Source organism: Ktedonobacter robiniae, from assembly GCF_016587375.1.
GTDB lineage: Bacteria > Chloroflexota > Ktedonobacteria > Ktedonobacterales > Ktedonobacteraceae > Ktedonobacter > Ktedonobacter robiniae.
Window position 1 is genome coordinate 2,294,994 of record NZ_BNJG01000002.1, and the last position, 13,969, is coordinate 2,308,962.

Consider the following 13,969-nt stretch of genomic DNA (forward strand, 5'->3'; position numbering starts at 1 on the left):
CTGCCTTTAGTAGGGTCCATGCTGGCATGGACCCTACACTTTGTAAATCCACCACTAAAGGTCGGGGCGTCACTCGGATTGTGTGAGTTATTTTTTCTGTTTCTTTAGTTTTCGCAGTTGTGAAGAGCGTCGGGCGGTTTCTCCTTCTTCATTGAAGAGTTTGATGGCATCCAGGCGCGCATCTGGTTGATCACATACACGCTGCAAGAAGGTCTTAAAATGGGAGATCATACGCGTAATGGTCGCGGACTCAAACAAGTCGGTACTATAGTTAACGGTTCCCATGAACCCTGTTGGCGTTTCCCAGAGAAAGAAAGCTAGTTCAAAGCGTGTCACATCCTGCTCTACACTCACAGGCATAAACGTAAGACCATCCAGTTTTAACTCAACCCAGGGTGTATTCTGGAACACAAACAAGACACGGGTCAAGGATACCTGATTGCTTTCTCTTTCCAGGCGTAGAACCTCAATCAGTTTCTCGAATGGCAGATCCTGATGTGCGTAGGCATTGAGAACCATGTCACTTACTTGCTGGAGTAAGCGGATGAAGGATGGATTTCCGCTGAGGTCTCCACGGAGTACCAACAGGTTCACAAAAAAGCCTATTAATTGTTCTGTCTCCGTGCGCGTGCGATTGGCAATGTCAGTGCCAACTACGATATCTGTCTGACCACTATAGAGGCGGAGCAAGCTCATAAACACGGTGAGAAGGGTCATAAACACGGTAACGCCTTCTTGTTGGCTGAGATGAGCCAGGGCGCCTGAGAGTTCCTGCCCAATGGAAAATGGTTGCATCGCTCCTTTATAACTGGGGAATGCCTGACGAGCGTGATCGGTGGGCAATACAAGGGCGCTTGCGTTGTGAAGTCGCCTCTGCCAATACGCGATCTGTTCGTCGAGAACTTTGCCCTGCAACCACTGACGCTGCCAGACGGCAAAATCCGCGTACTGCACTGGTAGCTCAGCCAGCGGCGAGGGTTGTCCGGAAGTGAAGGCTTGATAGAGCGCCAGGAGTTCACGTACCAAGACTCCCTCAGACCAGACATCGAAAATAATATGGTGGATGGTTATGATCAGTAGATGATCTTCGTCTCCCAGCCTTACGAGTACGGCGCGGATCAATGGCCCGTTAGCGAGATCCATCGGTTCGTGCGTTTCGGCCTGGATTTGTGCTACAACCTGAGCCTCTTGCTCTTCTCCCGGTAAGTCGCGTACATCGATTTCCGACCAGGGAAGGTTTGCCAGGGGGGCAATTTTTTGCACCGCCTCTCCATTTATAGTGGGGAATGTGGTACGTAGGGCTTCGTGTCGGCGTATAATCTCTACAATGCTGAGCTTTAGAACCTCATTGTGCAGTTCCCCCTGAATACGCAAGGCACGAGTGATGTTATAAAGACTATTTTGGGGATACATCTGGTCGAGAAACCAGAGCCGCTGCTGCGCGAGAGAAAGAGGTAACGGCTGGTTTCTCGTTGCCACGGGAATGGAGCCTTGCAGCAAGCCAGGCTTGTGTGGGGTGTTTGCAATCAAGACTGCGAGGCCGGCAATGGTTGCCGACTCAAAGAAACTACGCAGCGGGAGTTCTACCTGGAATGTGGTTCGGATACGTGATACGAGTTGCGTTGCTAACAGAGAATGTCCCCCCATTTCCAGGAAATTGGCATGAATGTCGATCTGTTCGCTGCCCAATACTTCCTGCCAGATCTGTGCTAATAGTTGCTCTTCGTTGGTGCGGGGCAGGTTACTGGTTGTAACCTGTTTGACGCGAGCGGGGTAAAGCACGGGGATCTGTTGCTCTGGGATATATTTTTGTAAGCTTCCCAACGGTTGATTGCCGTCTGTCGCTACGTGTTCTAAGAGCAAGCGAAAATGTTCAAGGATCTGCTGTGCCATACGTTGACTGATGCGTTGCTCATCGTAGATACAACCTACACTCGCGTTTTCTCCCGGCGTAACGAGTAGAGCGAGTGCGTGACGCGTTTGCGCACCCATTAATTTAGAGCTTGAAATTGCCAGGGTGTCGGCTAATTCTGTCATGGTCGAGAAACTTTCAGGAAAGTTCTCAATGACGAGCAGGCTCTCATAGAGCGCATCTCCAGCGGGAATATCACTCCAGGCGTGAATAAAACCAGCAGGGGTGTATTCATACTGGCGTAATTCTAGATTGTAATTTTGAAGTTCGGTTAGCCAGGGCCAGAGCAGAGTATGAGCCGCAGTGCGTACGCGTAATGGCAAGGTATTAATGCACAGGCCAACCATGTTTTCGACCCCAGCTAACTCGGGAGGTCTTCCTGAGACAGTGACGCCAAAGAGCACGTCTTCTTCTCCGCTATAACAACTCAACAACAAAGCCCAGATGCCCTGGAAAAGGGTATTGAGTGTGAAGCGTTGCTGGCGCGCTAGTTGTTGTAACCTTGCCATAGTGGCAGGCGCAAGCGGAAGTGATTGGGATGCGTGTCCTTCGCGTGTGTTGGATGGTTGACCAGGCTGTCCCTCGCGTCCCGGCGCGGTGGGATGGATAAAACCATGCAGGCTTTGACGCCAGAAATGTTCCGCAGCGGTAAGGTCCTGTTTTCTGAGCCAGGCAATATACTCAGTATAAGGAAGACTCGGTTCAAGATGAAACGATTGCCCCTGGCTATAGGCCTGGTAGCAAGCAAAGACCTCTTTGACCACAAAATGGTGGCACCAGAGATCCATAAGAATATGATGATAGGTCAATGCAAAGCAGTAGGTTTTATCCTCTAACTGAAATAGGGCGAGGCGAATCAGTGGTGGATGCACTAGGTCGAAGCCACGCTTACGCTCTTCCTCCATATAGCGATCAAGATAGCTGCTTTGCTCGGTGGGAGAGAGATGGCGTAAATCATGCTGATCCAGTGCCAGCGGGACGTGATGCAATGCCACTTGTAATGGTTCAGTTCGATTTTCCCAGGTAAAGCCGGTACGGAAAATGGCATGTCGATCCAGTTCCCATTGCCAGGCTCGCTTGAAGGCATCTATGTCTAACTTGCCTGTCAATGTGCAGAGCCATTGCTCTATATGAATGCCTTTACCTGGAGCACTCAGGCTTTCGTATAGCATACCCTGCTGTGCAGGAGAGAGCGTGTCAATGATTGCGACTTCTTGTGGTTGAATCGCTAGTTCTGCCATGATCTGCTCAAATTGCACTGGCGTAAGCTGGAGATGATTATATTGAGCCGAGAGCATAAGGCGTGCTTCCACAGACTGGCTTTGTTGAATCAAGGCACGTAAAGCTTGCTTAAAGCCTGCCGCCAGGTGTTCGATAGTCGCAGGATGATGCTTCTGTGTGCTATATCGCCAGTCTACATACAACTGGCCGTTTCTGATGCCACTGATAATCTCGAAAAGATGTTTCCTGTTGCCTGTGGGACTCCGGTCAAAGCCACTCGACGGAATAATCTCTTTAAAGAGTGCGGCTGAGGCGATGAGTTGATCGAGCTGCCCAACATAGTTAAACAAAATTTCTGCGGCTGGCAGAGCTTGAAAACGCCTATGTAGTTCAGGGTCTTCGCGCAGATAGTGTAGAATTCCATAGTTAAACCCTTTATTAGGCAGGGCATGTAGCCTATCCAGTGTATGTCGCAAGGCGTCGCTTTCACTCTGCGTCTGCTGCAATTGTAGATATAGAGGATAGATAGATGTGAACCAGCCTACTGTGCGCGAAACATCTAGCTCTTCTGATATTTCTTCGCGTCCATGTCCCTCTGCGTCTATCAGAATTGTGTCGGTTTTTGCCCAGCGCGCAAATGTCAGGGCAAGCATGGCCAGCACCACATCACTTATGGGGATTTGATATGCTCGCGTCATCATTTCTTGCAGTTCGCTGGTCTCTGCACTACTCAGGCTGAGCGTATAGGTACGTACGGAAGAGATGGTGTTGTCTGCGGCGTTGTTTTCGCTGTCAACTGGTAGTGGCGCCACTTGTCCGCGATTCTCTCCCAACCAGAAATCAAGCTCCTGGAGTAATTCGTCCGTTTGCGCATAGTGTATCAGATATTGTGCCCAGCGCTGGTAGGAGGTGGTTTTTGGTGGCAAATGGAACTGGGCGTTTTGCTGAAGTGCTCGATAGATAACCTGCACATCATCTAGCAGGATTTGCCAGGAAACATTATCTACGATCAGATGGTGAATACAGGCCAGAAGGATGCTTGATTGAGCCTGCCCACGCTGGAAACATACAACACGCAGCAGTGGGCCATCTGCCAGATCCAGGCTAGCCTGGACCTGTTCCTGCGTTTGCTCGATAATACATTTTTGCTCTTCAGAGTTTTTTCCGGCGAGGTCGATGGTGGTGAAAAATGCTGGAAGATGTCGATCATCTGCGTTGACCTGTTGCCAGTTTCCTTCGTACTGAGTAAAGCGCAGGCGCAAGGCATCGTGATGTAGTGGAAGGGCCGCAAAAGCCTTTTCAAGCAGATCTACATCAACGTCTTCGGCCAACTTCAACAGCGCCGATTGATTCCAGTGATGCGGGTGTTCCAGGCGTTGCGCGAAGAACCACTGTTGAATGGGGGTCAGTGGAACCGCACCCGTGACTACTCCTTGTTCTGCTTGAAAAGGAGTATAGGTGTTCACGACACCTGCGAGAGCTTCTATGGTCTGCTGTTGGAATATCTGTCTGGGTGTGAGCCGGATATTGGCTTGCGCGGCGCGTGCGATGATCTGCATACTCAAGATGGAGTCACCGCCTAGCGCGAAGAAATTGTCGGTGACACTGACTTGTTCTAGCCCGAGCACCGCTGCCCAGATCTGAGCCATAATCTGTTCGGTTTGTGTCCGTGGTGCCACAAATGTGCCACTCTGCTCTTGCTGGACAGCACTTGGCGCTGGCAACGCTCTACGATCAAGTTTACCACTTGGAGAGAGTGGAAGTTGCTCTATTGGCACAAAGAGTGCCGGAACCATATGCTCCGGTAAGCGTTGCTGAAGGTAGTCGCGCAACAACTGGTGCTCTAGATGTACTCCCAATTGTCTCCAGACAATATAGGCGATAAGGCGTTTCACACCAGGAAGATCTTCGCGCACACTGACCGCGCATTCACGGACCTCTGGGTGCTGTGTCAGGGCCACCTCGATCTCTCCCAATTCGATGCGGAAACCACGCACCTTCACCTGGTGGTCAATTCGTCCCTGGTACTCAAGCGAGCCATCTGGCAAATATCGCGCAAGGTCGCCAGTCTTATACAACCTGGCACCAGGCTGCTTGCTAAATACATCTGGCACAAAACGTTCGGCCGTCAGCCCGGCACGCTGCCAGTAGCCGCGAGCCAGGCCAATGCCGCCGATATAGAGTTCACCAATAACGCCAGGGGGAACAGGTTGGAGGTGAGCATTCAGCAGGTATATTTGGATATTGGCAATAGGGCGACCAATGGGTACACCAGGCCTCTGGTTCTCTGGATCGCATTGCCAGGCGGTGACATCGACGGCAGCCTCGGTAGGCCCATAGAGATTATGTAGTTCCGCGGAAAGGCGCAAGAAAAAGCGTCTTTGGGTCTCACCGGAAAGAGCCTCGCCACTGCAGATAACTCTTCGCAGATCCTGGCAGGACTCGATGCCAGGCTCCTCTAAAAAGATTTGGAGCATGGATGGCACGAAGTGGAGGGTTGTAATTTGTGCTTCGCGTATAAGTTGTACCAGGTAGGCAGGATCGCGGTGTCCATCGGGACGGGCGAGGACCAGACTGGCACCTGTGAGCATCGGCCAGAAAAATTCCCACACGGAAACGTCAAAGCTAAACGGCGTTTTCTGTAAAACCCGGTCTGACTCTGACAGGTGATAGGTATCCTGCATCCAGAGCAGACGATTACAAATACCTGCATGGGTATTCATTGCCCCCTTGGGCTGGCCTGTAGAGCCGGAGGTATAGATCATATAGGCCAGATTCTCTGGCTGAACCGAACTGGTCAGATTATCCGTAGCGAAAGATGCCAGTTGCGCCTGCAAATGGTCAAGACAGATGATGCTCGTTGAGCCAACCGGTAGGTTTTGACGCAAGTGTGATGCTGTGAGAAGCACTGGCACTCCAGCGTCCTCCAACATAAAAGTGAGTCGTTCAACCGGATATGAAGGATCAAAAGGTACGTAAGCGCCTCCTGCCTTGAGAATGGCCAGCAGGCTGATAACAAGTTCTAACGAACGCTCGAGGCATACGCCAACCGGTACATCTGGTCCGACACCGACTGTTTGGAGATAGCGTGCGAGCTGGTTGGCCTGCCGGTTAAGTTCGTCGTAGCTGAGCTGTTCACGTTCAAAGATTACCGCCAGGTTCTGGGGCGTACGTTCGACTTGCTCTTCTACAAGCTGATGTAGGCAGTGCGTTGCCAGGTACGAGCGTTGCGTAGCATTCCACTGCTCTATACAGAGTTGGTATTCGGCAGGGGTCAGAAGTGGGAAATCTGCTATATGTTCTGCGGGATTGGCTACACTTCGTGCGAGAATCATTTGCCAGTGCGTTATCAGGCGCTCCATTGTTGAGCTATCGAAGAGGTCGGTAGCATATTCCAGACGTCCATGTAGCTCTGGACCATCTACTGTTATTTCAAGGGTGAGGTCATTCTTGGATGTATGACTGTTGAGTGGGAAAAGACTGAGCTGAAGCGGCTCAAGTTGTGTCTGTATATCTCTGGTTGATGTATGTTGTAACACAAACATGACCTGGAAGAGTGGTGAGCGACTCAGATCACGTTCTGGTTGCAGCGCATCAACAATTTGCTCAAAGGAAAGATCCTGGTGCGCATAGGCCTCCAGGCAGATTTCGCGTACGGTTGCCAGTAATGTAGAGAAACTGGGATTTTGAGCCAGGTTAGTACGTAAAACCAGCGTGTTGACAAACAGACCAATCAAACCCTCTAACTCCGGTTGGTTGCGATTGCTAATGGGTGTTCCAACCGCAATGTCCTCCTGCCCGCTATAAAAATAGAGTAAGAGCTGGAAGGCGGCGAGTAAAGTCATGAATAGTGTCACCCCTTCGCGTTTGCTCAAGGCCTGTAGATCCACTGCTAGCCCTTGCGGAAGCGTAAAGGTGATGTCGGCCCCCTTGAACGTCTGGATTGCTGGGCGTGGACGATCGGTTGGTAGTTCGAGCGGGACAATAGCGGCCAGTTGTTGTTTCCAATACTGGAGCTGCGTCTCAAGTATTGCCCCGGACAGCCATTGGCGTTGCCAATGGGCGAAATCGGCATATTGAATGGAGAGATCTGGCAAGACAGGAGGTTCTTCTCGCGTCAGCGCGTTGTAATATTGCAGAAGTTCCTGTACCAGGATAGTGCAAGATGGCCCATCTGAGGCGATGTGGTGCATGGTGATGAGCAGAATGTGATCCTCTGGAGCCAGGCGGAAAAGCGTCGCCTTCAAAAGCGGGGGACAACTCAAGTCAAAGGGTTGATGTAATTCGTCACTGACGAGAGCTTGTAATTCCTGTATTGTTATCGCCGAATGCTGTGTAGATAGCGCCAGAGGAACGGAGTGCGTTGGGTTGATAAACGACTCAAGTTGACCATTGTGGGTGATGAAGGCTGTCCGCAGGCTATCGTGACGTTGCACGATAGCTTCCAGGCTTTGCTCCAGGTATTTTGTATTTATGGGTCCCTGCATTCTCAACGCGACAGGGATATGATAGGTTGCCGTATCTGGCTCTAGTTGCTCAAGGAACCAGAGACGTTGCTGGGCGAAAGATGGAACAACTGCTTGCTCACCTGGAGTTGATACCAGGGGTGGGAGCTGATAGTCCTGCTCCTCTCGCTGGGCGCGCTGTATGAACGAGGCAAATGCTCTTACGGTAGGCGCTTCAAAGATGCTACGTAGCGGCAGCTCTAGCGAGAAAAGGGTGCGAATGTGTGCTAGCAGTTGCGTTGCCAGTAGCGAGTGACCTCCCAGCTCAAAGAAATTCGCGTCAATGCCAGGAATATCGTGTTGCAAGATCTTGCCCCAGACCTCGACAAGAATCTCTTCAATTGCATTCCTTGGTGCAGAGGTAGGCAGTGTTTCTGCGTCAGTAGGCTTGAAGGTGAGGAGCGCCTGGCGGTCAATTTTTCCGTTGGGAGTTAACGGCCATTGCTCCAGGGCAATAAAATGAGCTGGCAGCATATACTCTGGTAGCTGTTGCGCCAGGTGATGCCGCAGGTCATTTTTATCGAACAAAGAGCCACTCTCCAGGATCACATAGGCGACCAGCCTGGTATCTCCTTCACCTTTTTCAGAGACCATTACCAGGCACTCACCTACCGCCGTATGTTGCGCCAGTTTTGTCTCGATTTCGCCCAGTTCGATTCTATGCCCCCGTACCTTAACCTGGAAATCCAGACGACTCAGGTAAACCAGAGCATTTTCAGATGTCCTGCGAACCAGGTCCCCAGTACGATAGAGTCGTGCGCCGGGTTGTGTACTAAAGGGATCAGGCACGAAACGCTCCGCTGTCAGTGCTGGGCGCTGCCAGTAGCCATGCGCGAGACCGGAACCGCCAATAAAAAGCTCGCCTGTGACCCCAAGAGGTACTTCCTGGCCTCTCGTATCGAGGATATATATCTGGGTGTTAGCTATTGGATGGCCTATACTGATAGATGCATCTGTCTCGTGGAGTTGTTGCGTCGTAGACCAGATCGTCGTTTCGGTCGGGCCATACATGTTCCAGACGCTCTGGCTGTGAGAGCACAACTGCTGTGCTAGCGTTTGGGGCAGAGGCTCTCCCCCACAAAGTATTTTGAGCTGAGGGTCTCCCGACCAGCCAGTATGCAAGAGCATACGCCAGGTTGCAGGCGTTGCCTGCATAAATGTCGCGCGTGAGGACGCAAGAAGCTGGCGTAGCGCCAGGGCATCAGCCGCCTCTTCCTGGCTGGCAATGGTCAGAGATGCTCCGACCATTAAGGGCAGAAGCAATTCCAGTGCGGCAATATCAAAGGAGAATGAGGTAACAGCCAGTATGCTATCGTTTGCGCTCATACCCGGTTCCCTGGCCATGCTCAGGAAACAATTGAGCAGCGCTTTTTGAGGAATCATGACCCCTTTGGGCTTGCCTGTAGAGCCAGAGGTGTAGATCATATACGCGAGTGCATCACTCGCTATGTCTATGGCTGGATCATCTACCTGATCTATGGCAGTGGCGGGCAAGGGTAAGGTGATAATTGAGAGCGCTTCTGAGCTTGCGAAACGTTGTGTGAGTGTTTCTTGTGTGAGAAGGATACCTGCTCGGCTATCGGTCAACATAAAAGAGAGGCGTTCTTGAGGATAAGTAGGGTCTAGTGGTATATAAGCTGCACCGACTTTTAGTACGCCGAGGATCGCGACAATGAGTTCCGCCGAACGTTCCAGGCAGACACCGACGAGTTGGCCGGGCTCGACGCCTTGCTTAAGTAAAGCATGCGCGACGCAATTGGCTGCTTTGTTCAACTCACTATATGTCCAGACGTGGTCCTTCCATGTTAGTGCGGGTGCTTCCGGGGTACATGTGACCTGCCTGGTAAACAGGTGCGCAACGTTGCCTGGAGCATCCCAGTGTACCTGGGTAGCGTTCCAGGCATTGAGCGTCCTTTGTTCCTCTGCTGTGAGCAGCGGGAGATCTATGATACGCTGGGTACAATCGTCGACAATGGCGTCCAGGAGATGTTGCCAGTGTGCGATCATCCGCTCAATGGTTGTAGGCTCAAAAAGATCGACGTTGTACTCGATCAGACCGGTGAGCTGCTTATCTGTCTCATTGACAATCAGAGTGAGATCGAATTGGGTAGCTCCATTGTCAATATCGAGCGCACTCAAACGCAGATCGGCGCCTTCTGTTGTGGGCAAGGGAACATTTTGTAGCATGAACATGACCTGAAAAATGGGTGAGCGGCTCAAATCCCGTTCAGGTTGCAGTGTTTCTACTAATTGTTCGAATGGTATATCCTGGTGAGCATACGCTTCCAGCGTTTTTTCGCGCACACTCTGGAGCAGTTCGCGAAATGACCACTTGCTAGAGAGCTGTGTGCGTATAACCAGGGTATTGATAAAGCAGCCGATCAGTCCTTCGAGTTCGGTTCGCCTGCGGTTGGCAATGGGGGTGCCGATTAAAATGTCTTCCTGCCCGCTATAACGAGCACAGACGACCTGGAACGCGGCTAGCAACAACATAAACATGGTGGCGTGTTCTTGCTGGCTGAGTGTGTTCAACTGCGCAGTCAACGTATCCGGTAGCTGGAAAGGGAAATGGGCTCCGCGATAGGTTTGTATTGCTGGGCGAGGATGGTCAGTGGGGAGGTCTAGTGCAGGCAAGGGGCCTACGAGCTGTCGCTGCCAGTATACCAGTTGTTCGGCAATCTCTGCTCCTTGAAGCCACTCACGCTGCCAGGCCGCGAAATCCACGTATTGGATAGCCAGAGGTGCGAGCGAGGAGGTCAGACCAGCGCGGAGGGCTGTATACAACGACAGAAGTTCTTGCACAAAGATGCCAAAGGACCAACCATCGGAGATGATATGATGCGTTGTGACAAGTAGTACAGATGTATCTTGAGCGAGCTGAAACACGGATACGCGCAACAAAGGACCTTGTTCCAGGTCAAATGGTTGCTGCGCCTGTCCAGTCGCTAAGCGGTGGAGCGCGTGCTCCTGGTCATTCGCCATTGTTGTTTGCAGGTCAATGTGGGTAATTGGCACATGTAGCATAGGAGCTATAATTTGTTCTGGCTCGTTCCCTTTCGCTACAAACGTGGTGCGTAGTATTTCATGGCGATCGATAAGCTCTTGTAGGGCTTGCTCCAGGGTTTTGAGCTGAAGGGGACCTTGTATGCGCACCCCTAGTGGTATGTTAAGAAAGCTTGCCCCCGGCTCCATTTGTTGCATAAACCAGAGCCGTTTCTGGGCAAATGACAGGGGGAGTTTCTCGCTACGCGCGACAAGAGGAATAGGCTGAAAGAGTGCGGGCTCGTCTCCTTTGGGAGAGCTGTGTTCCGCAATACGCTGGGTGAGTTCGGCGATGGTGGTCGCTTCAAAAATTGCGCGCAGGGGCAGATCCATCTGTAAATCAGAGCGCAGGCGCGAAACGAGTTGTGTCGCGAGGAGAGAGTGACCCCCTAATTCAAAGAAAGAGTCGTAGATACCAATCTGTGCAACGCCCAGAAGTTGCTGCCATAACGCAGCCAGAGCTGCTTCTTGCTGATTACGCGGGGCAACGTAGCGTGTGGGCAGATCAGGCCGAGGATAGAGCGTCGAGGTTGCCTGTTCTTCGCGTGTTTCTCCTGTCTTGTTTGTATGACTAGAGGCTAGTAGGGAAGGTTGCGACATACCCGTTAATTGAGGTGGGTCAATCCAGTAGCGCTGACGTTCAAAGGGGTAGGTGGGCAGAGGAACGCGTCGAGGTTCTTCGTCAGCATGCAGTTTGTCCCATTCAATAGCAACCCCAGCCAGCCATAAGCGCCCCAGGCTGCTTAAGAGGGACGTATCGCCCTCTTGTGCCTTCGATGGACGCCTCAAAGAGGAAATGATGGTATGCGAACCGTGCTCAGCCTGGAATATATCTTGGGCCTGGGCAAAGGTGCTGAGTGTCCTGCCAGGTCCTACTTCCAGGAGCACCAACCCAGGTTCGTGTAAGAGTGTTGTAATCCCATCGGCGAACTGCACTGGCTGGCGTATATGCTGGCTCCAATAGAAAGGATTGGTGGCCTGCTCAGCGGTAATCCAGGTGCCTGTGATATTCGAAATATAAGGGATTTGTGGTGCAGAGAGTTTGATAGAGGCGACCAGGGTTGCAAACTCGTCCAGGATGGGTTCCATCATTTCCGAGTGAAACGCATGCGAGGTGCGAAGGCGTTGGCTGGCACTACCCTGAACACTCAATTGCTGCTCCAGGGTTTCAATCTCTGCGATTGGCCCTGCTACCACGCACTGGGTATGCGTATTCACTGCCGCGAGAGAGAGGCGACCAGTTAAAAGCGCCTGTACCTCTTGCTCTGGTTGAGAGAGGGCCAGCATGGCTCCTTCAGGCATACTCTGCATCAGGTGCCCTCTGGCAGTTACAAGACGTAATGCATCTTCAAGCGTAAAGACACCTGCCAGGCAGGCGGCGACATACTCGCCAATACTGTGTCCGATCATGGCAACAGGATGGATGCCCCAGGCTATCCATTGCTGTGCCAGGGCATATTCGAATGCGAAGAGAGCGGGCTGTGTGAGCCAGGTTTGGGTTAAGAGCCGGGTAGCCGTGGTACGTTGCTCATCCGTCGATGGGTAAAAGATGGTACGCAGATCACATCCCAGGTGTGGTCTAAGTAAGTCAGCGCAGCGGTCTAGTTCAGCGCGAAAGACTGGTTCGGTCTGGTAGAGGTCGCGTCCCATTTCGATGTATTGGGCTCCCTGGCCTGGAAACATCAGGGCTACGGGTGCCTCGCTGCTTTCGTTGTGCGTGGTCATTAAGCGGAGGGCATCATCTGTTTCTAGCGCGCTAGCTGCGTCCTCCAGATCACGGCAAACAAGTGCCTGACGGTAATTGAAAAGGGGACGGCCAGCCTGCAATGTATAGGCCACATCGGCCAGTTCGAGGGTGGGGTGCTGGCGCAAATGTAGGGCGAGATTACTGCTGGCCTGTTTTAGTGCCTGCGCTGTTCTGGCGGAGAGCACAAGTAATTGCTGAGGTCGGCATGTGCGTGGCGTATTGGAGGATTGGGGCGCTTCTTCCAGCAGAACATGTGCGTTTGTACCTCCGATCCCAAAGGCGCTGATGCCCGCACGCCTGACAGCGCCTGAGCTCTCCCATGGACGTAACGTATTGTTGATATAAAAGGGGCTCTGCCCCAGGTGAAGGGCAGGATTCGGCGTCTGAAAATGGAGTGAAGGCAGGAGCATACGCTCCTGTAGCGAATAAATTGTTTTAATCAGGCCCGCAACTCCTGCCGCGGCGTCCAGGTGCCCAATATTGGTTTTGACCGAGCCGAGTGCGCAAAAGTTTTGCTTACTCGTCCGTGCGCGAAAGACTTCGGTCAGTGCGGCGATTTCGATTGGATCCCCAAGTGCTGTTCCCGTGCCGTGGGTTTCAATATAGCCAATGCTTTCAACATCTACCCCTGCTACAAGGTGTGCCGCGCGAATAACACGCGCCTGCCCTTGTACACCGGGTGCGGTATAGCCAACCTTTACTGCACCATCGTTGTTAATCGCAGAACCTTTAATGACCGCATAAATATGATCACGGTCCGCCAGCGCATCTTCCAGTCTTTTTAAAACGACAATGCCAACTCCATTACTCGCTACGGTTCCCTGTGCTCTGGCATCAAAGGCCCGGCAATGTCCATCAGGTGCGAGAATGCTTCCTTTCTGATACTGATAGCCCGTTTTATGAGGTACGCGAATGGTCACGCCGCCAGCCAGGGCCATATTGCATTCACCACTTAGCAACCCCTGTGCCGCGATATGTACGGCTACAAGCGAGGTAGAGCAGGCGGTCTGAAGCACGAGCGCAGGCCCCTGTAGATTGAGCTTATAGGCAACGCGGCTGGCGAGAAAATCCTTGTCGCTGGCTGTAATAGTCTGGTAGATGTCGCTAATATTCGACCAGTCCTGCCAGTGATAGAGGTTACGCAGGAAATAGGTATTCAGTCCCACGCCTGCGTAGACCCCTATGGTTTCATTCGACCTGCGAGCGTCATAACCTGCATTTTCCAGAGCCTCTTCAGCGCATTCTAAAAAAAGGCGTTGCTGAGGATCAAGTAGCTCTGCTTCGCGGGGGCTATAACCAAAGAAGGAGGCATCGAACATATCAATGTCCTCGATGACTCCGCCCCTCCTTACATAGGAGGGATCTGCTAATTCGCCCGGACTTACACCAGCGGCCAGGAGCTCTTCCGTTGAGAAAGAAGAGATGCTCTCAAGCCCTTCGCGTAGATTTCGCCAGTATTCCTCAACATTGTTGGCTCCGGGGAAACGTCCTGCCAGGCCAATAATCGCGATCTCCAGTCCGGTGTATTCTTCATGTGTCATG

At 52.1% G+C, this 13,969-nt stretch carries 1 protein-coding gene; it reads right to left on the minus strand.

Annotation, left to right across the window (positions count from 1 at the left end):
* Positions 1 to 87: 87 nt before the first annotated feature.
* Positions 88 to 13,968, minus strand: coding sequence for a non-ribosomal peptide synthetase/type I polyketide synthase (locus JMJ04_RS30995; RefSeq protein ID WP_201374208.1), 13,881 nt, complete (start codon positions 13,966 to 13,968; stop codon positions 88 to 90).
* Position 13,969 lies beyond the last annotated feature (1 nt).